Here is a 21457-nt window from a genome sequence, read left to right as displayed (position 1 = left end):
TGGTCTTTGCACAATGGCCCAAGACAGATCTCTTGCTGCTGGTGCCAGTCCTGCTGTCGGGGATGATGCTTTGCTTTTCCCTCGGACTGATGCTGGCGATATTCAATGTCATCATCCCGGACGTCGAGCGCGTTGTGACCATCATGCTGCAGTATGGAGTATTTATGAGCGGGGTGATTTTCCCGCTCGGGCGTCTCGGACCACTGAAAGTCCTCGAATCGTTCAATCCTTTCAATGTCTACATCCAGGCGCTTCGGGATGACGTGTTTTTCGGCCAGATCACAAATCATGCCGCCGTCTGGTCATGGGCTGGTGTGGCCCTCCTGCTGTTCCTTGTTTCCATGCGGTTCTTTTATGTGATGGAACGCCGAATTCGAGGCATATCATGAGCGAACCGAACCTTCCTGATGGGGCAATGCCCGTGCTTCAGGTCAAGTCGCTGGGCAAGCTGTATTCGCGCCGCCCCAAGGATACGCGTAAGCGGATGTCCAAGGTCGCGCGCAACGCGTTCTTCAACATAGGCAAGCCGGGCATACGTGAGATTCACGGAAGCGAGTTCTGGGCTGTGCAGAATGTCTCTTTCGACCTCGAGCGCGGCAAGGCGATCGGGATCATCGGGCTCAATGGATCGGGCAAGACCTCACTGCTTCGCATGCTTGCGGGGCAGATCTTGCCGGATGCTGGAGAAGTGATCATTCGTGGCACTTCGGCGGCCATGATCGACTTGCAGGCGGGGTTCCAGCAAAACGCACCCGGACGGGAAAACATTTTCCTCAGGGCTGCCGCGCTAGGTTTCCGCCGGAAGGAAACGGAGTTGCGGGTCGAGGAGATCATCGCGTTTTCTGAACTGGGCGATGCGATCGACGCGCCGCTCGCGTCGTATTCATCAGGGATGCGGATGCGGCTCGCCTTTGCAGTAATGGCAACGGTTGCGCCTGACGTGCTGTTGATCGACGAAGTCCTTGCCGTCGGGGACTTTCGGTTCCGGCAGAAATGCCTCGCTAAGATGCGCGAAATGCGCGAGCGCAGCGCCTTCGTCTTTGTCTCGCACTCGATGAATGATGTCTCGAAGTTCTGCGATCATGTGATCGTGCTGCACAAGGGCCGGGTCTATTTCGAAGGCGCCCCTGCTGAAGCCATCGAAGTTTACGAATCGCTGGACCAGGGCATGCCGGCAAAGGAGGTACCCCAGCAACTTGCCAAGGCCATGGGGCCGGTGTTCGAGAACCCGGATGCCGTGGCGGATGTCGCGCACTTCTGGTGCGACGAGAAGGGCAGCGAAGTCGAGGATGTGAAGTTCTCCGATCCCCTGCGGCTCCGTCTGCAATTCAAGTCATTGATTGATGTACGTGCGCTGTCGATCGGCATCCCGGTCTGGTCGATCAACAGGCACTATGTGACAGGCCTATCGACGCAGGTCACAACTGATACATTCGATATCAAGGCGGGTGAGGACGTGGACATCATGCTGGAAGTGGATCCGGGGTTCCTGAACCCTGGCGTCGTGAAATCCATGCTCACCGTACTCGACGGTCCGGAATTCCTTTATCGCAAGGCTAATCCGGATCTCGTGATCCGGTCTGCGAAGCATCCGACGTGGGGCTCGATTACAGTGCCGCACAAATTTACCCGACTGGATAAGGGAGGCGCCACGACAGGTGGGGCTCGCATTATCCCGCTGAATCGCGAGGCGTGAGCGCGACCGGAGGCCCGCAAGTGGCGCATCTACGAAAGATCGCCATCGTCGGTTTCGGGAAGATTGCCCGGGACCAGCACGTTGCCGCAATTGCCGACAATCCAGACTTCCAGCTTGAAGCGATAGTCAGCAGCTCGGCGACGCACGAAGATGTTCCGGTGTTCCGAACAATAGAGGCGGCTCTGGCGTCAGGGCTGGCGCTCGACGCGATTGCCCTATGCACGCCGCCACAGGTGCGCCGCGATGCATGCGAACTCGCGACTGCGAACGGTCTTGCGGTGCTGCTGGAAAAGCCGCCCGCCGCGACGGTGGAGGAAGCAAGGGCGCTTGCCGCCATGGGAGAGAGCCGCGGGACGACTGTCTTCGCCGGGTGGCATTCCCGATTTGCACCCTTCGTGGCCGATGCGCGCGCATGGTGCGAGAGCCATGACGTGTTTCATGGACAAATCACATGGCACGAAGATCCGGCAAAGTGGCATCCCGGGCAGCAATGGCTCTGGCAGAGCGGCGGGCTCGGAGTGTTCGACCCCGGGATTAACGCGCTCTCGATCCTGACGGCCATTCGACCGGGCACATGGCAGCTCGCGGGGGCCACTATAGAGCAGCCCGAAAATGCAGAGACGCCGAGCGCCGCCCACTTCAGGCTCGGGCGGAATGAGGACGAAATTGATGTTTCATTCCGTTTTTCCGTCGGGGGTACGGAAACGTGGTCGATTCGGCTTTTGGCCGAAAATGGAGACTCGCTGCTCCTCTTGGACGGAGGTGGGGTCCTGTCCTTGAATGGCGGACCGGCGGTGCGACGTCCCAACGCGGAATATGCCGGCATCTACCAACGGTTCGCCGAATTGATGGCGGCTCGGCAAATCGAGGTGGATGTCACGCCGCTCGACCTAGTCGAGGAGGCGTTACGGACGGCTGACATCACACCCGTTGGCCCGGTCACGATTTGACAGCCAGGAATGCAAGTCACTGCTCGTCTTGGGGTAGTGAAGTCGGCCAAAGGTGGTTAGAAAAGACTCCATATCGAACGCAGGAGTTCTTCGCCCATGTATGTGTTTATCCATATTCCGAAAACAGCGGGTTCTGCCGTCATGAACGTCCTGCGCCGCACCCTGAACAAGCGGAACGTACTACATGCGGGCAAGCCGCCCGAGACGGCCGCTCTGCGTACGATGAGCGCGGAGGATCTGTCGGTCTACAAGGCAGTCGGCGCACACATGCCCTACACACAGCTGCTGAAACTGTTCGGGCCGTCAGCCACCTATTTCAGCGTCATGCGCGAGCCTGAGGCGCGAACCATTTCGCTATGGCGCCATCTGGCGCGGGATCCGGACCGCCGCGGGCATGCGCCGGCCAAGCCGGGTCTGTTGCCATGGCTGGATTTTATGTCGGGAAACGAGCACGAGCGCGAGATTGCCTCGCAGCGCTATTTCCTTCAGCGGGATGATGGGTCCATTCCCGATTTCCCAATCGGAGACCAGACAGAACTCGATGCCTTCCTGCAATCGGTGCTTGGCCCTGAAGCGGCCGAGATCTGGCAGCTGAACACCGCCAAGGGGGAATTCGAGCCGTCCGACGAAGAACGCGCCCGCATCCGCGAAGTGTTCGCAGGCGATTTCGAGCTCTGGGGTGAAGTTCGGCGTCGCGCCGATGCGCGGGTGTCGGCGCCGTCAGGCGCAGGCTGATTCTGTATCTGACGGCGGCGACGAAGTGTCTGGAGCCTAAGCGTCCGGGTTCTTGACGACGCGGTAGACACAAGTGCGCCAGGTTGCGCCGACGCGGGCAATGAAGTCGACAGACCCGATTTCTGAGTCGACGTATTCCTGAACATCCGGCCAGTCCGCTGAGCCGTAGTCGTCAAAGATGATGTAACCGCCCAGTTTTACACGCCGTGCATAGTTCTCGAAGTCTGCCTTCACGCCAGCATAGGAATGATCTGCGTCGATTACGAGAAGGTCGTATTGGCGCTCGCTTGCCGCCTTGATCGCGTCTGTGTCGGTGCTGAGCTTCTTGATGAGCGTGAACTGGTCCTCGGTCATGCCAGCGCGCTGAAGGTTGCGCCGAAGTGTGCGCTCGTCGACGCGCTGGCCTGTCAGGATGTCAGCCTGATTGGCATTGTAATATCCTTCGAGCGGGTCCAGCAGCGTGAAATGTACGTCTTCGTAGTGATTGACGAGGGCATCGAACATCACGCCAGCGCCGACGCCGAACAGTGTGCCGATCTCGAGGACCTCGATCTTTGGCCCCTTCACGGCGCGGGCGACGAGCGTGCGCAGGAGGATGTCTTCGATCGACGTGGCAAGGCGACCGTCGAGCTGGCGCTCGATCTCACATGCACGGTTGGCCATGTATCCGAGGACAGCGCGGCTGATCGGCACGGAGAGGCGTTTGCGCCACTCGGTTTCAAGCATGACGATCTGTTCATTGCTGAGCCGCCGGTTGAAATGCTGGTACCAGGTTGCATTGTCGAACTGCGCCCATTTGTCGAGCGTGGCCAATTTGCCCTCAACAGACTTGAAGGAAGTTTCGGCGGTCTTGAACTTGTCAGCTACTTCCTTGCGGACGGTCTCAATCTGACCGTTCGGGCCGAGCAATGTCTCAAGCCGTGCGATCCTTGCCTTTAATGCGCTGTTGCTCGCTTCGAGTGTGTCGATTTTGCGCAAGTTGTCACGGGCGACGCGCCGGGCGGACCTGGCCGACCGCTCAATCAAAGTCGTGCGGTCTTCACTGGTCAGGAGTGCACCCTCAATCTGTGACAGGGGCTGCGCCACCCTTTCGGCAATCGCTTTGCGGACAAGATTACCGACGCGCACGGTAGATGGGCGGGTTGTGATGTCACTACGAAGAGCGCCGACTTCCCGGTGCAGGGCTTCGGCGTGCGCTTGTGAGCGGAATGCTACATAGGCCAGCAGGGCGGAAAGGACGCCGATTGCAAGTCCAGAGAATATCCATGGCCGGTAGGATGCCACATCGGAGTTAAACGCCGTGTACAGGATGGCGATTCCAAGCACTGCCAACGGGAGCGCCAGCATCGGCCGTGATACGGCATGCAGCGCCGCACGGCGCAGGAAGCGTACAAGATTGTAAAGTCGCGGAGACATGCGGTGAATGCGGTAGGCGACGTCCACGTACCATCGCGATTTCTGCGGACCGGCGTTCACGATCGGAAGGGAAGTGTCAGGCATCTGTTTCAACATTGAAGCTCTGCTTTCTGCAGTCATTTGGCTGACCGATTTGAGTTTTGGCTTCTTGGGCCGAGTGGGGAAATTTTGCTTCGCGACGGCACCTTTGCCGTTGGCGGATGTTTTTGGGCGGCTCTCTGGAGGCGAAGTCCGAAATTCCATGAGCTCGTCGAATGCGTTGATAACGGCCGGGTATCCCGGGTCCTTCTGGAACGCGAGGATATTACCCCAGGCGTCGTCCGGCATTTCGTGGTCCTGGTAAGGTGCGACGCGATACCAGTCGTGAGCGATACCATAACGGATGATGGGATGCCATTCGCTGATATAGACCGTATAGTCCAGCTTCCGCAGGAATTCGGCAACGTCTTTCCAGTTGTGACCAAGCTTCAGGGTCTTGGCGTCCTCGAATTCGCATTCGACAACATCGGGCTTCAGGCGGTCCCAGGGCACGCCTTTCAGGACATTGAAGTCGAAGCCTTCAACGTCGATTTTGAGGAAGTCGATGCGCGAAAGATTCCGGTCGGTAACAATGTCGGACACAGTCGTGACATCGACAGAGTCTGAGATTGCATGCGTCTCGTGGAAGGCGTGCAGGCCTGAAATGCCCGTGCTTTGCGGTGACGTGAAGAAGTTGACGTCGTTTGCCGCGACGTTGCTGACGGCACGGGTATCGATACGCACGTTTTTTGCCGTTTTGAAGCGTTCGGTAAGCTGGGCGCGATTCTTGGCATCTGGCTCGAAACAATGGATCGACCAGCCAAGGTCGTGAAAACATTGTGCCGATGTGCCGACATGGGCGCCGACATCGACCATTATATGGTCCTTGCCTCTCCGGGCGGCCAGCAAGCGTGCCACGACCGCGGTTTCATCGACTTGCGCATGACCGTCCCGGGGGATTTTGCGAATGTGTTTGGCCATCGAAAACCGGGCGCCTGCTTCGGCATCGAGACTGGCCTTTTCGGAAACGGGCTTCATAGCCAGTGCATCCGCCAGGCCCATGCGCGGAAGAACTTCCAGCGCGCCACCTTCCGTCGCGTTGATCAGATCACGTCCTTCTTCTTCATAGGCCTTCTTGGCGAGCAGGTACATCTGCTCCATCATGCCGACATCCGCAGCCTGCCATTTCTTGCCCTGGAAATAGCTGCTGTCGAAATGGTTCTCGTCGCGCTCATTGCTGATGATGACATCGCCTTCCTTCACGCCCGCCTGCTGCTTGTAGGAATGGTCGAACCCGATCAGCACCGCCCGTTTGTAGCCAAGACCGAAGGCGATGTGCATGTTGAAGAAGGTGACGGTATGACGCCAGGATGCGTTCTTGAAGATGTCTTTCGAGAATTCCGCATGACCCACCGCCTCAATGAAATGGGTGTCTTCACCCGGATTCAGGCAATAGCCCGTCCAGTAGGGCAGTATCTTCGACAGCCCTTCGAGACGGTTGATGTTGTGGGCACTCTGTTCGGCGACAAGATAATTCACGACCGTGTAATAGGTGGCCAGTTCCTTCAGCCGCTTGTCGAGAAAGGCGTTGTTGGAAATGATCACGTCATGGCCGGCCAGAAGGTCCAGGTTGGATTTCTTCAGACTGGGGCCGTTGCCGACAATGACGCACACATCCGATTGCCGGTTATTGGCCTGCTCGCGGATATAGGCATGCGCCTTTTCGAGTTCCCGTTGTTTCCAGTCGGCATCAAAGGCCCAGCGACGTGGTCCGACGGTGTAGAGTGACTGGCCCCGCTTCGAAACCATGTCGAGTGGAGCTTCCGTGCACGGCACGGATGGTCCGATCCCGAGGCGCTGCATCTCGCGCAAAGTGTCGCCATAGCCCTTGGCAGATGCATTTGCGGCGAGCTGGTCCAGCACCATCTTGCTGCCATTATAGTCCGTCAGCAGCTTGCGATATATGCCGTCCAGTATGGCTGTGTCGGCAATGTCGGAATTTTGCCCGTGTGCCAGTACACCGTCGAATCCGTCGCTGAGGAATTCGGCATAGCGGCGCAGCCAGATATGATTGGCATAGCCGAAATGGGTGACGAGCATGTCGCAGACTTCGGCATAACTGTTGCCGCGCTGGCCATAGGTCTTGTTATTGTTGTGGTAGCGCGCCAGGGCGAAATTCTCGTCCACATAAGCAAATGTCTTGCCGGCCGCGACACAGCGGATCCAGTATTCATAGTCCATGCAATAGTGGCGCGACCCGGTCAGCTCGCCGACATCCTCGATCACGCTGCGGCGCATGAACAGGGCAGGCTGCAGGATACCGTCTTCCTGCTGCAGGCGCCACGGAAGCGTTTCCGGGTTCTTGTTGATGTAGACGTCGCGCAGCGTGTCACCGGTCTCGTTGATATAGATACCCTTGCCGTAGACAATGTCGGGTGCATCAGGGGCGTTGAAGCGGTCGATCACTTTCTGGAATACATCCGGCGAAGCGAAGACATCGTCGGAATTCAGCCAGGCGATGATATCGCCTTTGGCTCGCGCGAACCCTTTGTTCAGCGCGTCTGACTGTCCATCGTCCGGCTCTTCGAACAAGGTCACCGTCTTGTATTTACGGGCGATGTCGCGGCTGCCGTCTGTCGAGCCGGGATCAAACACGAAATGTTCGATCGGCTTGTAGGTCTGGTCTCGCACGGATGACAGGCATTCATCCAGAAATTCGGCCTGATTGTAGCTCGGCGACACTACGGATATTGTCAGCATCGTGTGTTTTCCTGTCGTCTGTTTCCGACGCTCAGTGGTCTGGCCGACTGGTGTTGCGCCAAATATCTCAGTAAGCGTCGCGCATTGTGTGTTCGACAGCGGCAACCGCTTGAAGAATGTTTCTGTGGTATTCCAGTCGTTCGCCGTGAACTTGTCGGGATAAAGGCGACTCTTGTCCACGCAATCGATCAAGAAGTCGACCAGCAAGCCATTGACTACTGTATTCTCTGGGATGCGGGTCACGTCCTTGGGCGTGAACGCTCCGATTTGAACAAGGCGATCGAGCATGGCGACATAGGGATGGCTGAAATAGATGGCATTGCGGCGGTTAGAATCCGCCATGAAGTCGGCTTCAGAGGCTTTCTTGCCGAGGGTCGCGCGCTTTTCGGCCGCCGTTTGCGTGCGATGGCACACGGTTGGCCGGGCGACGAGCCCCACGGGGCGATCATGGAACGCTTCCAGCATAGCGCCAAGCTGTGGATACATCGTGCCGTAGAAGCGCGTCGTGTCGACGGCCTGGAATGGCGCGCGGCGGAAGATGTTCACAGAAATGAACCCGATCACACTGATGAATCCGAATTCGAGACAGAAGGCATTCAGGCTGGCAAAGCTGCGATCCTTGCCGTCCAGGCGCATCCAATTGTCGGTAATAATCTCTGAGAGGTCACTCGAACGACGGGTGCGATTGAGCACGAGCATGTCGTGGCGCCCGGACCGCAGCCGTGTGAGGATATCGTCCATCGCATCGTCGGGTTCGAGGAAGTCATCGTCGCCGAATATCCACAGGTACTCGCCGGTCGCAGCGGTGGCGCATTCGATCAGATTACGCTCAAGGCCGACATTCTGCGGATAGCGGACATATTTGATGAAGGCATGCTGTTTTGCCAGGTCGGCCACGAAGGCCAGGGAATCGTCAGGTGAGGCATCGTCGGCAACAATGATCTCGACATCGGCTGCATGCTTGCCTGCGATTTGCGAGATGAAGCTGTCCAAGGCTTGTCTCAGCGGGCCGGGGCGTCCGTAAGCCGGTATCGCGATAGTAAGCAACATACTGCAATTCCCAATGTCGCATTCTGGCGACGACGCGATTTTTTATTGATTTTCTACCGCACTCTGGCGAATGGCATCGTAGGCCGTGTTGGCCACGGAGGCCGCATAGTCATAGATTTCCTGATCAAATTTTGACCGTTCCTTGAATTCGGCGATGGCCGCATCCGAAAACTGCACCGACGCGGGATCAGTGACATTGCGGCGGGCAACTTTCACGCGGTCTGCCGAGATCGTGTCAGCAATGAAGTCCATTGAATCCTGCACCCGGCTGGTCAGGCCGACATGCCAGTAGGAATCGATTCGCTGCCGATAGTTCTCGCTGTCACATCCGAGCGTCGTGGCGAAATAGTTGACACGCTTCAACAGCATTTCGTTGGCTCTCTGGTCAGAGATATGGCCATTCCGGACGTTGAACCGCACGCCTGATAGCGCCGTATCAAGCGGAGGGCGGAAGAAGGCGATTTTCCTGACAGGGACATCATCGATTTCCGGATACTTTTCCCACAGGCGGCCGCCGATAATGTTCCAATGACCGCAAAGAATGTCACGTTCTGTAAGCTCGGAAAGGTTTATCCGGTCTTTAACATACCGTTCCATTTCCTCGCGGGAGATGTTCTTGTGATAATCTTCGTGAACCTGAAACATCTTGGACAGGGCAACCCGGACGGATGTTCCCGCAGTTTTCGGGATGTGGTGGAAAAGATAAAACATACGCAGCACTTTTAAGACTAACGGCGCTTGGCACCAATAAGGAGGGAAACGCTTTGAGCAATCTGGCGCAGGTCATTCAGGCTGGGTGAGATCGTCTTCCAGCCGTACATGATCTGATCGGGATTGGAGGCCATGTCAGGTGTGAATGCAGGCTGTGCTGCCCCAATGAGACCAACAGGCTCCAGATCGTCTCGTTCAGTCACGGCCTTGCGGTACATGTCAAAGCGGTTTCGCCAGAAATCAGTAGGCGAATCCGAGAGGTACATGTCAATAGCGTGATACATCACGCCGCCCGGCTTGAGGATGCGGATGTTGTCCTCGAGAAAGGCCGGAAACTCAGGGTCAACGACGTGTTCCACGACCGAAACAGAGAAAACCACATCGAAAGAGGCGTCCTTCAGGACAGGGTCAAAACGCCCAACGGTTGTCCGGATGTTCTCCACGCCGGCAATCTTGACCTCGCTCTTCGGGCCGTTGTCGGCGCCTTCGAAAGGCTCGATGTTAAAGCAGCGGTTTGACTTGGCGAGCTGAGGCAGGATGCGCGAATCGCCGCCGCCGATTTCGGCAATGTCCATATCCTTGTAGTCTCGTAAGTGTGCGTAGACAGCTAAGTCCTGCATGGTCTTTAGCTGGAAGCTTAGCTTGCCGGGTATCTCGGCCATAAACCCGGCGTCCATGGCACGCCAGATCTCAGGTTTCCGAATAAAATCAAACAAGACTTTCAACCTCCACAGTCGATCTGTTTCGTAAATGGCTCGCGCGACAACAAGGTCTGACCGTGGCCAACAAGGCTTAACTTGCGTTTGCCAAAGACTATGGGCCATAAGCCGTTCGACTAGCGGACCTAAAGCAGAGACGGAACTCGGATGTCAACCAGAACAGCACTTATTACCGGTGTAACAGGGCAGGACGGTGCGTATCTCGCCCAACTTCTTCTCGACAAGGGGTATGTCGTTCATGGCGTAAAGCGCCGGTCATCATCGTTCAACACGGCCCGTATCGATCAACTTTACGTCGATCCGCATGAAAGCGACACGCGATTTTTCCTTCATTATGGCGACATGACGGATTCCACGAACCTGATTCGTCTGGTGCAGGAAACCAAGCCCGACGAAATTTATAACCTTGCCGCCCAGAGCCACGTTCAGGTGAGCTTCGAGACGCCGGAATATACTGGAAATGCTGACGCCCTGGGCACACTGCGCCTGCTGGAAGCGATCCGTATTCTCGGGCTGGATAACGCAGTGCGCTTCTATCAAGCATCGACGTCCGAGCTGTATGGCAAAGTACAGGAAGTGCCGCAGTCCGAAACGACGTCCTTCTATCCCCGCAGTCCGTATGCCGCCGCAAAGCTCTACGCCTATTGGATCACGGTCAACTACCGGGAAGCCTATGGCATCCATGCCACCAATGGTATCCTGTTCAATCATGAAGGCCCGACCCGCGGCGAGACGTTCGTGACGCGCAAAATCACCCGCGGGGTGGCTGCGATCAATAATGATCTGCAACACACTCTATTCCTCGGCAATCTCGATGCAAAGCGCGACTGGGGCCATGCGCGTGACTATGTCGAGGGCATGTGGCGCATCGTGCAGCATGACACTGCGGAAGACTGGGTGCTGGCAACGGGTGAGACGCATTCTGTGCGGGAATTCGTCGAGCTCGCCTTCGCGGAAGTTGGTCGCAAGATCAACTGGCAGGGAGAGGGCGTGGACGAGGTCGGCTCTGACGCCAAGTCGGGCGAGGCGCTGGTGAAGATCGATCCGCGCTATTTCCGACCGACGGAGGTTGACCTCTTGATCGGAGATCCCACCAAGGCGCGCGAGAAGCTCGGCTGGGTCCACACGACGAAATTCCACGAACTGGTCAAGGAAATGGTGCAGGCCGACCTCGAACTCGTCGCGCGGGAAAAGTGGCGCAAGGACCGCTCCGCCTAGTTCCGGCGCTTATTGCGGCGCCGTTTCCAGCGTCCAGTCGATGCGGCCCTGCCAGAAGCGCTCCTTGAAGCCGCGACCGAGGGTCCAATCCCCGTTGAGCGAGCGGATTTCGAGCGGATATATCTCGCCGCCGATTTCGGCCTGATAGAAGCAGCCCTCCACACCGACAAGCCGGATTTTGTCCGAAGGATTGCCAGAGACGATCGACGGAATGCCTGTCGACGTGACGTGGAAGCCGCTGGCCTTGTGGTAGATGTTGATGGCCGGCGAGCGCAGTGGCATTGGCGGGAAGGTCGCGGACGTGGGCTCGTCCTCACTGATCATGTGGTCGGGCGAGAGGACGAGCGTGAGCCGCACAGCGATTGCCGACTTGATATTGACGGGTGTGTCGAGCTCAGGTGCTCCGGCACTGTTGAATGTGAGATGCTCTGTCACCGCCCAAGGCAATCCCTCGGCTCTCCAGGGTGTTCCCATGCCCTCCAGGTGTTGGGTGACCGGCCAATTGAAGATTGACCCGGCTGCAGCGCAGGCGGCAGGCGTGAAGGCTTGAGTTGTGTCCAGCGACTGGCCCGGCGCAAGGATGAATCTGGCTCCGGACGGGTCCTGGAAAGCAAGCCTGACAGGCTCCATCGCGCCCGTGACGGCATTGTAGCGGTATGCGTAGGTCGGCCGGTCAGGCTCCAGTCCCTTCATGCGATCGCGCGACAGGCGTCCGTCCTTGTTTGACCAATAGTCTGATCCGTTGCGGCTCCACTCCTCGACAAAAGGGTCCTGCGATAATCGGAAGTCCGGGCCAATGAGCGCAAGGATGTCCGGTTGGTTCGACAGCAGCCGGAGATAGCCTGTGCTCCAATGATTGTTGCCCTGGCTGGGAGAAGATAAGCCTCTGGGCAATAACATGACAACCTGTGCATTAGCGGGCCATGCCGGGGCCGCGTCGTGCGTCAGGGGCGCGATGATCCGGTGCGCCTTCAGGTAAGGCAGGAATTCGGTGTCACGGCGCTGCATCGACGAGATCGTGTTGAGGGCAATGAAGCAAACCAGCATCGCTACGACTAGCCGCCGTGACTTGCCAGAATGCCGAGACAACCAGACGAGTGGCGCGGCCAGAAGGATTCCACCGAACAAGTAGGCAGGCCAAGCATATCGCGGATGGTAGGCCGTAACGACGAGCGACGGTCCCAGCACGAGAATAGCTGCTAGAAGGGCGCAGGCCATCAGGATTAAAAGGTTGTTTGGTGTCACGTTCTCCATAAGTTTAATTGATCCTGCGCGTTTGAGCCGCATAAGACCGAATATAAGGAAAGCGGCGAGCAGGGCGAACAGTCCAATATAGAGCCCGGCCACAAGCAAGGCGCCGGACAAGGGCGCAACGAAAGTAGCGGTCAGGGCATTGCCGATGTTTTGGACAAAGTTGTCCAATGTGAGTTCGGTCCACCCCTCCGCCTTTGCGTAGTGGAAGCTGTTGTTTCCGGCGATGGCGCGAAGGATTACAGGCCATATGGTGAGTACCAGACCCAATATGAGGTTTCGCAAGTTGCGTTGAAACAGGAAGACAATGATCACCCAAAGGGGCGGCGCGAACAGCATGAGTAGCGTCGTCGGTGACGAGACCGATGCCAACAGGGCGAGCAGTGTAGATGCGAATATCAGTCTCGTACTGGCGCTGCCTCTACTTGATACCGACCTTATAAAAACGACGAGAGAGCCAAGAGCGAAGACCATTCCCAGACTGGGATGCGAACCTGTAACAAAGAAGCCCTGCTCAAGCGCGATAGTATAGGTCGTGAACGCCAGCGCGGTCAGCGCGGCCAGAGCCCTGTCCTTGGTCATGCTATTCAAAATCAGAGTGTAGGCAGCAGTGATCATGCCAAGCGTTAAAAGCGAGAACAACTTGATGAGCACAACCGATTTGAAAGCCGATGTGACTTCAAGTAGCTTGTAAGGCAGGAAATTTGTCGGCACGCTACTATAGTCGCCGTGCAGGTAGCTCGGTACATAGATGACATCGTCCAAGATCATAAAATTCGAGACGACGAACTTCCATTGGATCGCCAGCTGCAGCAGAAAGCTTGCTACCAATGCTGCGAGCATCAGAAGTGTTGGGGATAGCCATGGGCGCTTTTGCTGGTCGTCTGGATTCACAATGCCACCCTGTAACTCTGACTGTTCCGGGTAGTTATTCTATTGGCGCGGTACGATGCAACTGTAGAGCAGCATTCTTGGGTCGCTGGCGTGCCTGTAAAGTTCCGCCATCGCGCAAAGCCTTTCCCGGTCATAAAATGTAAGTTCTGGGAATAGTCATCGCGAGTTCCCAGCTAGAGATTCTCGATGAAGTCAGATGCGACATCTACTACACGTTCGACGTCCTGTCCGAGCGTGAAATAGAGCGGCAGGCGCACAAGGCGTTCAGACAAGCTGTCGGTCAGCGCCATGGATCCGTGCACGCGGGCGAAGCGCTGGCCGCCGGGGGAGGAATGGAGTGGCACGTAGTGGAAGGGCGACATGATGCCGTTGGCTTTCATGTGAGCGATGAACGCGGACCGGTCTGCTTCGGTAGGAAGCAAGAGGTAGAATAAATGTCCGTTGTGCTCGCAGTTCGCCGGAATGATCGGCAGCCTCAGGCCTTCTGTGTCGAAGGCGGAAAAGGTCTCGTAATAATGGTTCCAGTCCGCCAGCCTCCGGGCGGTGACTTCAGGCACTTTTTCAAGCTGGCCAAAGAGGAAAGCGGCGTTGAGTTCACCGGGCAGGAATGAGCTGCCGATATCCACCCAAGTGTACTTGTCGACCTGGCCGCGGAAGAAGCGCTTCCGGTTGGTGCCTTTTTCGCGGATGATCTCAGCGCGTTCGATCATCGCCGGATCGTTGATGAGCAACGCCCCGCCTTCGCCGCAGGTGATGTTCTTGGTCTCATGGAACGACACGGCGGCGAGATGCCCGAGCGACCCGAGCTGCTTGCCTTCATAGGTCGATCCTAGTGCCTGAGCCGCGTCCTCGATCAGGATCAGGCCGTGGGCATCTGAAATTTTCCGAAGTGCCGACATTTCCGAACCGACGCCGGCGTAGTGGACCGTGATGATGGCCTTGGTCCTTGACGTTATGGCGGCTTCAACGAGATTTTCGTCCATGTTCAGCGTGTCGTCACGGATGTCGATGAAGACTGGAACGCCGCCGCGCAGAACGACGGCATTGGCTGTCGAGACAAAGGTATAGCTCGGCATGATGACTTCATCGCCAGGCTCGACACCGGCGAGGATCACGGCCATTTCGAGGGCGGCCGTGCAGGAATGCGTGAGTAGCGAGGCTTGGCATCCCACGGTACTGTTGATCCACGCCTGGCATTGCTCGGTATAATAGCCGTCGCCGGAAAGCTGGCGCCGGTCGATGGCGTCCTGAATATAGTCTAGTTCCTTGCCGACAATGGCGGGCCGATTGAAGGGGATCGATGGGACGGACAAGGGAATTCTCCGATTCTGGCAGGCGTCTGCTTTGATCCCGCAGCCGCCCAAAAAGACAAGCTCAGTAACTCAATATTCCGGAGATTTCCCGGCGAACCGGCTGCGCAGCCGGTCAAACGCGACATTCTGGCCAGCGGGTGTTTCGGCGTGAATGATCTTCAGCAAACCCTGTTCGCAAACGACCACGGGCGCGCCGTCTTCCAGTTTCCAGACCTTGCCGGGCTGGCGGATTTCAAACACGAGATCAGGCAATGCCTGCGCGGCGCGAATTATGATCTCCTCGCCGTTATAAAGACTGCGCGCGCCCTCATATGGCGGGCCGACCGCATCTACGATCCGGGCGATACGGGCAGCGGACTGTGACCAGTCAATCCAGTAGTCCCCGCCATCCCGCCAGAGCGAATAGGTGGCCTCCGCCTCGTTCTGGGGAGCCCCCGCAGGCATGCCGTTGACGATGGCGCCAAGGATTTCGATGGTGAGTTTCGACATGGATTGCGCCTGCTTGCGGAGCGCTTCAGCGATCAGCATCGGATAGTGCAGCTCGGTCTCGATTTGCCCGATGATCGGGCCGGCATCGACCTCGTTGACCGGCTTCAGGGCCGTCACGCCGATACGGCTTTCCCCATTGATCATGGCCGTTACAGTCGGTGCGAAACCACGATACTTCGGTAGCAGGGAGTCGTGAAAAACAATGACGTTCTGGCTCGCGTCCCTGACGAGATATTGCCAGCCGACCATGAAGACGAGTTCGTCAGGCGCGAAGGACGGACGCCTGGTTTCTTCCAGCGGAATCGATATTTCGGCGCAGAAGGCGGCGAGGGAGTCGAATGATGACAACTGGTCCGTAGCCTGCCGGTAGCTGACCATCCGCGTCGGCCGGACACCGAGCGCGTTGAGATCGCGCAGGTATTCGTTTGCCTTGAGGCCCACGCCTGCGCATGTGAAAGGCTGCTTTTCCAGATCAAACACGAGTGTCCGCCTTTGCAGGTTTCGTGGTTCGGGCGATGATGAACCCTGGCCGACCCTTGGCCTCTCTCAATGTCCGGCCTAGATAGATGCCCAGCAGGCCCGCTGCCGTGATGTTGACGCCCCCGAGAAACCAGATCGAGAGCATCAGACTGGTCCAGCCCTCGACGGCAACGTCACCAAACAAGGCGCGGATGAGAACGACAAGCGTCACGAGGAAGGCACTGGCCGCGATGCCGCTGCCGATTGCGGACATGAACCAGAGCGGACGGTCCGAGAAAGACAGGACGACCTTGGCGCCCAGGGCCAGAAGGCTTTTGAAATTGTAGGCGGACTTGCCGGCAAAGCGGTCAGAGTGTTTCACCGTAACTGTACGCTGTTCGAAGCCCATCCACTGAATCATTACCGGGAAATATTTCTGTTCTTCATGCCAGCTGTTGAGCACGTCGATGACGCGGCGGCGGTAGAGGCCGAAATTGGCAATGTCGGCGCTGATCCGTGTGCCGGTTAGTGAGGACAGGAGCTTGTAGAACAGGAAGGAAAAGGCCCGGCGGTGAAACGCGTCTGTCCGCGTCTCGCGCCTGGCCAGGACGATGTCGACATCGTCGGCCTGTGCGACCTCCCACATGGCTTTGACATTGGCCGGCTGGTCCTGCAGGTCGCAGTCGAGCACAACGACCCAGTCACCTTTTGTCTGGGCCAGCCCGGCCTCGATGGCCGAGTGCTGGCCGAAATTCCGCGACAGTTTCACACCTATGACCCGGTCATTGGTCGCGGCAAGTTCCACGATGGTTTCCCACGAGCCCTGCGGACATTTGTCATCCACCAGAATGACCTCGTAATCGACGCCGATTTCCGCGCAGACCGTTTCGATCTCTTCAACCAGCTTGATCAGGCAGTCGCGGCATTTATAGACCGGTGAGACGAAAGATACGCGTTCGTTGGGCATCAAAGCTCGACATTGTTGTGATCAGGACAAGGCTCGTGTATCGCAACCCAAAGGAAGTGCAAGTCTGGACACCCTCAGCATGCCGGAGGGTACCGCCAGTGCGGGAAACCGCCGCAGAACCCGATGACCAAAGCAGTATCGCGCCGTTTAGTGAAAGAGAAATACATTGCTGATTAGGTACGTTCTGGCCGGTCTGTTCAACACGTTCGTTGCGTTTGTTGTCTATTATGCCTCCGTCCGCTGGCTGCTGACGCCGGCCTGGCTAGGCAATCTGACCGGGATCGTTGCGTCGATCCTCAGCGGATTCCTGCTCAGCAAGTATTTCGTGTTCAACCATGCGGCGCGGACCTCCTACCAGATCGTCCTGAAATACGTCGTCACCTATGGCGTCCAGTACGTTGTCGGCACGAGCGTGATCTATGTGTTCATGCAGTTCGGCCTGTCCGCCATCGAGGCCTATATCGTGGCAGTGCCCTGCATGGTGGCGGTGTCGTTTCTCCTGCAGCGGTACTGGGTCTTCACAAGCCGGCCCGACGCATCCTAGAAGGCTGTCTCTGGTCAGGGCCGAATTTGAGAGGTTTTATGTTCGATCTGAACAACAAGCGGATATTCGTCGCTGGGCATCGCGGAATGGCCGGTTCGGCCGTCGTGCGGCGGTTGGCGCAGGAGAATTGCGAGATTCTCACTGCGGATCGCGACGCGCTGAATCTGCTCGATCAGGCGGCCGTGCAGGCCTGGATAGCCGACCGACAGCCGGACGCGGTCGTGCTCGCGGCTGCCAAGGTGGGCGGGATTGTTGCGAACGCGACCTATCCGGCCGATTTCCTGTATGAGAACCTCGTGATTGAGACCAATGTCATCGAAGCATCGTTCCGGGCAGAAGTGTCGAAACTGCTGTTTCTCGGGTCGTCCTGCATTTATCCCAAGCTGTCGCCACAGCCGATCACTGAAGACGCATTGCTGACCGGTTCGCTCGAGCCGACGAATGAATGGTACGCCATTGCCAAGATCGCGGGCCTGAAACTGTGCGAGGCCTACAGGCGTCAATACTGCGTGGACTATATTTCGGGTATGCCGACAAATCTCTATGGCCCCGGGGACAATTTCCATCTCGAGAACTCGCACGTCATTCCCGCCCTGATGCGCAAAGCGCACGATGCCAAACAGGCAGGGGCAGGATCGATGGAAATCTGGGGCACCGGCTCGCCGCGCCGCGAGTTCCTGCATGTCGATGACTGCGCCGACGCGCTGGTGTTTCTGCTGCAGCATTATTCCGGAGACGAGCACGTAAATGTCGGATCCGGGACCGACCTGACAATTGCCGATCTGGCCCGAAAGGTGATGGCCGTCGTGGGCTTTGAGGGCGACCTGACGTTTGACACGTCGCGCCCGGATGGCACACTGCGAAAACTGATGAGTGGCGACAAGATCGCAGCCCTTGGCTGGGCACCGCGCATCGCTCTGGATGCCGGCCTTCGGTCGACCTATGCCTGGTTTCTAGATCGTGCGGACACGGCCGATTTTCGGGCCTGACGGAACTCGGGCGGGCATTGCCTCTATCAACGCGACTTCCATAGAGTGTCTGCCTTAAATCTGTGGCACGCGCTGCATATTCATTTGACGGCTGAGTCTCCGGGGCGTTAGCCTCTCCCCGAGGCAAGAAAAGAATCGTCGTGTTAGGGTGGGCGTTTTCCCCCAAAGGGTAGAAATCAGCCTGAATGGCTGAAGGATCAAGTGTATGGTGGACGTGAGTATAGTGTTCCGGGCGCTCAACGAAGAGCGCTGGTTCGAAGATGCGCTCATGGCGTGCAAATCCCAAAAGCTCGATGGTCTGACGTCCGAGATTATCCTGGTCGACAGCGGATCGACCGATGCCACACTGTCGATTGCCGAGCGACATGGCTGCAATATCCGCCATATTGGTAAATCGGAATTCACCTTCGGGCGCTCGTTAAACTGGGGCTGCGAGGCTGCTTCTGGCAAGTATATCGTCTTCATATCGGCGCATTGCATTCCCACCCATGACGGCTGGACGCAGGCCCTGATCCAGCCGCTGATCGATGGCGCGGTCGATTATACTTATGGCCGCCAGATCGGGGATGAGGGATCAAATTTTTCCGAGAAACGCCTGTTCGAGAAGTATTTCCCGAGCTTTGATCGGATTCCTCAGGAAGGCTTCTTTTGCAACAATGCGAATGCTGCAATTCGAGCCGATGTCTGGGCACGCTACAGATTCGACGAGGAATGCACTGGCCTTGAGGACATGGTGCTGGCGCGCCAGATCGTGTCGGATGGCGGCAAAATCGGGTATGTAGCCTCCGCACCAGTGGTGCACATCCATGATGAAACGCTCAGTCAGACGCGTCGACGTTATTATCGCGAGGCGCTTACCTTGCGCACGATCATGCCGGAAGTGCATGTGACGCGGATTGATGCGGTGCGGTATTTCCTTGCTGGCAGTCTGCACGACCTTGCTGCGGCATGGAATCAGCATGCCTTCTTCACGTACCTGCCGCAGATCATCGGTTTCCGATTCATGCAGTATCTGGGCACGTACCGGGGACACAATGAGCACCGTCGCCTGTCGCGGGCACAGAAGGAGGCCTATTTCTATCCGAAGCCAGCTCAGGACGATGTCGATCACCCTGAGCCAGCCACGTTGGTGGCCTCCGAGCGGCGAGTGATTCGTGCGGCTGAGTAAGCCAGAACGGCGGACGTCAAAAGTTTCATTTGTTACTTTTTGGTCGGGCTGGTTCATTCGCCGATCGAAATAGCGCATAATTTATCCGTCGAGTGCTGATTCAGCGCTCTCCCTACAAGCGCCGGATATCCGCAATTATGACTGATACGACAAGTACTCCAAAGAATCGCTATGCCGACGCGCTGCGGGCAGCCGATTTCACGATAGACCAAGACTGGGCATCGTATTCCACTGCGGAACATGACAGGTGGGACAGATTGTTCCGTCGCCAGCGTGACGTGACGAAGGGCCGGGCCTGCCAGACAGCGCTAAACGCCATGGCGACGCTGGAACTCTCGGCCTCTGGTATTCCGGATATGGATAACCTGTCTGACCGTCTGGAGGCGATTACGGGCTGGCGAATCGTGCCGGTGGCTGAACTCGTACCCGACGAGGTGTTCTTCAATCATCTCGCGAACCGACGTTTTCCTGCTGGCGCATTCATCCGCCCGGAGGCCGAGTTCGATTATTTGCAGGAGCCGGACATTTTCCACGACATTTTCGGTCATGTGCCGATGCTGGCCAATCCGGTCTTTGCCGATTTCATGGAAGCCTATGGCAAGGGTGGCCAGCGCGCGATGCAGCTCGGCCAATTGCACAACCTGGCGCGACTCTACTGGTACACGGTGGAATTTGGCCTTATTCGCGAGGCTAGCGGCCTGCGCATCTATGGTGCGGGCATTCTTTCAAGTCCGAACGAGACGGTGTTTGCGCTCGAGGCGGACAGCCCCAACCGAAACGCATTCGACCTGCCGCGCGTGATGCGAACCAAGTATATCATCGACGATTTCCAGCAGACTTATTTTGTCATCGACAGTTTCGAGGCGCTGCTGGAGGCCTGCTACAAGGACTTCGGGAGCGTTTATGCCGACGTGAAGGGAATGCCCGACTTTGAGCCACACGAGATATCGCTGGGAGACGATATTCTGCATCGTGGAACTCTCGCCTATTTTCACAAGCGCAAGGCAGGCCTCTAGGGCCAGCCGCCGAGACCTCTTGACCGTTCAGGAAAAAGCCCGCACCCCGATGTGATGCATTATGTCCCTCGCATCCTCGTTACCGGCGGCGCCGGTTTTATCGGCTCGTTCCTGTGTGAACGCCTGCTCGAAACCGGGGCGGAAGTCCTGTGCGTCGACAATTTCTTCACCGGGCGTCGTACGAATGTCGCCCATTTGCTGGACAATCCGAAGTTCGAGGTGATGCGTCACGACGTGACGTTTCCGCTCTTTGTGGAAGTTGACCAGATCTACAATCTGGCTTGTCCGGCCAGCCCGATTCACTACCAGTTCGATCCCGTCCAGACCACCAAGACCAGCGTCCATGGTGCGATCAACATGCTGGGCCTCGCCAAGCGCACGCGGGCGCGAATCCTCCAGGCCTCGACGTCTGAAGTCTATGGCGATCCGGTGATCCACCCGCAGACCGAGGACTATTGGGGCAACGTCAATCCGATCGGGCCGCGCAGCTGCTACGATGAAGGCAAGCGCTGCGCCGAGACTCTGTTTTTCGACTATTACCGCCAACACAAGGTCGAGATCAAAGTTGCCCGCATCTTCAACACTTATGGCCCGCGCATGCATCCGAACGATGGCCGGGTCGTCTCGAACTTCATCGTCCAGGCGCTGAAGGGTGAAGACATCACGCTCTACGGCGACGGCAATCAAACGCGTAGTTTCTGCTACGTGTCAGACCTTGTGACGGGTTTGATTTCGCTGATGGGCACAGGGCCGGAATTTGTGGGACCGGTGAACATCGGAAACCCTGGCGAATTCACGATCCGCCAACTGGCCGAACGGGTTATCGACCTGACAGGATCCAAATCCCAACTCGTTCACCGTCCGCTGCCGCAGGACGACCCCAAGCAGCGCCAGCCCGATATCACGATTGCGCGGGACAAACTGGGTTGGGAACCGACTGTTCAGCTGGACGAGGGATTGAAGCCCACCATTGCCTATTTCGAAGAAGAAATACGGGTCATGGGCTGATGCGGATTATCCAGTGGGCCCGGCAGGACTCGAACCTGCGACCAAACCGTTATGAGCGGTCCGCTCTAACCAACTGAGCTACGGGC

At 57.5% G+C, this 21457-nt stretch carries 17 protein-coding genes and 1 tRNA gene; 10 read left to right on the top strand and 8 right to left on the bottom strand.

What is annotated here, in order from left to right; all coding sequences use genetic code 11:
- The 4 genes from AADA04_RS02380 to AADA04_RS02365 form a co-directional block, all read left to right on the top strand.
- A partial coding sequence (locus AADA04_RS02380) for an ABC transporter permease (protein WP_340691631.1) occupies positions 1-389 on the top strand: 389 nt, incomplete at its 5' end.
- Positions 305-1696 (top strand): ABC transporter ATP-binding protein, encoded by a 1392-nt coding sequence (locus AADA04_RS02375; protein ID WP_340691630.1) that lies wholly within the window; start codon positions 305-307, stop codon positions 1694-1696. The genes AADA04_RS02380 and AADA04_RS02375, both read left to right, overlap by 85 nt.
- Entirely contained in the window at positions 1693-2646 is a 954-nt protein-coding gene (locus AADA04_RS02370; RefSeq protein WP_340691629.1) for a Gfo/Idh/MocA family oxidoreductase, read from the top strand. Before AADA04_RS02375 ends, AADA04_RS02370 begins: the two co-directional genes overlap by 4 nt.
- Before the next feature lie 96 nt (positions 2647-2742).
- Complete coding sequence (locus AADA04_RS02365; protein ID WP_340691628.1) at positions 2743-3381, top strand: sulfotransferase family 2 domain-containing protein; 639 nt, start codon at positions 2743-2745, stop codon at positions 3379-3381.
- Between the two features lie 36 nt (positions 3382-3417).
- On the opposite strand, the gene AADA04_RS02360 is transcribed toward AADA04_RS02365, so the two are convergent.
- The 3 genes from AADA04_RS02360 to AADA04_RS02350 are packed head-to-tail and all read right to left on the bottom strand — an operon-like array spanning position 3418 to position 10052.
- Complete coding sequence (locus tag AADA04_RS02360; protein WP_340691627.1) at positions 3418-8625, bottom strand: FkbM family methyltransferase; 5208 nt, start codon at positions 8623-8625, stop codon at positions 3418-3420.
- A gap of 42 nt (positions 8626-8667) precedes the next feature.
- Positions 8668-9336, bottom strand: coding sequence for a hypothetical protein (locus AADA04_RS02355; protein WP_340691626.1), 669 nt, complete (start codon positions 9334-9336; stop codon positions 8668-8670).
- Positions 9337-9353: 17 nt separating this feature from the next.
- Positions 9354-10052, bottom strand: a complete 699-nt coding sequence (locus AADA04_RS02350) for a methyltransferase domain-containing protein (RefSeq protein ID WP_340691625.1) — start codon at positions 10050-10052, stop codon at positions 9354-9356.
- Positions 10053-10202: 150 nt separating this feature from the next.
- Here AADA04_RS02350 and gmd point away from each other — a divergent pair, with 150 nt between their 5' ends.
- A complete protein-coding gene (gene gmd, locus AADA04_RS02345; protein ID WP_340691624.1) occupies positions 10203-11273 on the top strand; it encodes a GDP-mannose 4,6-dehydratase in 1071 nt (356 codons plus the stop codon).
- A 9-nt stretch (positions 11274-11282) separates the two neighbouring features.
- Here the strand turns inward: gmd and AADA04_RS02340 are convergent, their stop codons facing one another.
- The 4 genes from AADA04_RS02340 to AADA04_RS02325 form a co-directional block, all read right to left on the bottom strand.
- Complete coding sequence (locus tag AADA04_RS02340; RefSeq protein ID WP_340691623.1) at positions 11283-13418, bottom strand: hypothetical protein; 2136 nt, start codon at positions 13416-13418, stop codon at positions 11283-11285.
- A gap of 173 nt (positions 13419-13591) precedes the next feature.
- Positions 13592-14731 carry a dTDP-4-amino-4,6-dideoxygalactose transaminase gene (gene rffA / locus AADA04_RS02335; RefSeq protein WP_340691622.1) on the bottom strand — a complete coding sequence of 380 codons (1140 nt, stop codon included), beginning with the start codon at positions 14729-14731 and terminating at the stop codon, positions 13592-13594.
- 69 nt (positions 14732-14800) lie between these two features.
- Positions 14801-15700, bottom strand: a complete 900-nt coding sequence (locus AADA04_RS02330; protein WP_340691621.1) for a formyltransferase family protein — start codon at positions 15698-15700, stop codon at positions 14801-14803.
- On the bottom strand, positions 15693-16646 hold the full coding sequence (locus AADA04_RS02325) for a glycosyltransferase family 2 protein (RefSeq protein WP_340691620.1): 954 nt from the start codon (positions 16644-16646) through the stop codon (positions 15693-15695). The genes AADA04_RS02330 and AADA04_RS02325 overlap by 8 nt, the downstream gene beginning before the upstream one ends.
- A 166-nt stretch (positions 16647-16812) precedes the next feature.
- Between AADA04_RS02325 and AADA04_RS02320 the strand changes: the two genes are divergently transcribed.
- From AADA04_RS02320 to AADA04_RS02300, 5 genes are all read left to right on the top strand, one after another.
- Complete coding sequence (locus AADA04_RS02320; protein WP_340691619.1) at positions 16813-17190, top strand: GtrA family protein; 378 nt, start codon at positions 16813-16815, stop codon at positions 17188-17190.
- Positions 17191-17228: 38 nt separating this feature from the next.
- Positions 17229-18179: a GDP-L-fucose synthase gene (locus AADA04_RS02315; RefSeq protein ID WP_340691618.1), complete on the top strand. Its 951-nt coding sequence runs from the start codon at positions 17229-17231 to the stop codon at positions 18177-18179.
- Between the two features lie 205 nt (positions 18180-18384).
- Positions 18385-19347, top strand: a complete 963-nt coding sequence (locus AADA04_RS02310; protein WP_340691617.1) for a glycosyltransferase family 2 protein — start codon at positions 18385-18387, stop codon at positions 19345-19347.
- A gap of 137 nt (positions 19348-19484) precedes the next feature.
- Positions 19485-20363: a phenylalanine 4-monooxygenase gene (phhA, locus tag AADA04_RS02305; protein ID WP_340691616.1), complete on the top strand. Its 879-nt coding sequence runs from the start codon at positions 19485-19487 to the stop codon at positions 20361-20363.
- Between the two features lie 54 nt (positions 20364-20417).
- The gene (locus AADA04_RS02300; RefSeq protein ID WP_340691615.1) at positions 20418-21371 is read left to right on the top strand and encodes a UDP-glucuronic acid decarboxylase family protein; all 954 of its coding nucleotides are present in this window, start codon (positions 20418-20420) and stop codon (positions 21369-21371) included.
- A gap of 14 nt (positions 21372-21385) precedes the next feature.
- Here AADA04_RS02300 and AADA04_RS02295 read toward each other — a convergent pair.
- A tRNA-Ile gene (locus tag AADA04_RS02295) sits at positions 21386-21457 on the bottom strand.

Source organism: Hyphomonas sp., from assembly GCF_037969335.1.
Taxonomy (GTDB): Bacteria; Pseudomonadota; Alphaproteobacteria; order Caulobacterales; family Hyphomonadaceae; genus Hyphomonas.
Note: the sequence above shows the minus strand (reverse complement) of the source record. Positions and strands in the feature narration are given on the sequence as shown.

Coding starts and splice junctions, on each gene's coding strand:
- AADA04_RS02375 (WP_340691630.1), top strand. CDS start 305: ATGGGCTGGTGTGGCCCTCCTGCTGTTCCTTGTTTCCATGCGGTTCTT.
- AADA04_RS02365 (WP_340691628.1), top strand. CDS start 2,743: ATGTATGTGTTTATCCATATTCCGAAAACAGCGGGTTCTGCCGTCATG.
- AADA04_RS02360 (WP_340691627.1), bottom strand. CDS start 8,625: ATGTTGCTTACTATCGCGATACCGGCTTACGGACGCCCCGGCCCGCTG.
- AADA04_RS02355 (WP_340691626.1), bottom strand. CDS start 9,336: ATGTTTTATCTTTTCCACCACATCCCGAAAACTGCGGGAACATCCGTC.
- gmd (WP_340691624.1), top strand. CDS start 10,203: ATGTCAACCAGAACAGCACTTATTACCGGTGTAACAGGGCAGGACGGT.
- AADA04_RS02325 (WP_340691620.1), bottom strand. CDS start 16,646: ATGCCCAACGAACGCGTATCTTTCGTCTCACCGGTCTATAAATGCCGC.
- AADA04_RS02315 (WP_340691618.1), top strand. CDS start 17,229: ATGTTCGATCTGAACAACAAGCGGATATTCGTCGCTGGGCATCGCGGA.
- AADA04_RS02310 (WP_340691617.1), top strand. CDS start 18,385: ATGGTGGACGTGAGTATAGTGTTCCGGGCGCTCAACGAAGAGCGCTGG.
- phhA (WP_340691616.1), top strand. CDS start 19,485: ATGACTGATACGACAAGTACTCCAAAGAATCGCTATGCCGACGCGCTG.
- AADA04_RS02300 (WP_340691615.1), top strand. CDS start 20,418: ATGCATTATGTCCCTCGCATCCTCGTTACCGGCGGCGCCGGTTTTATC.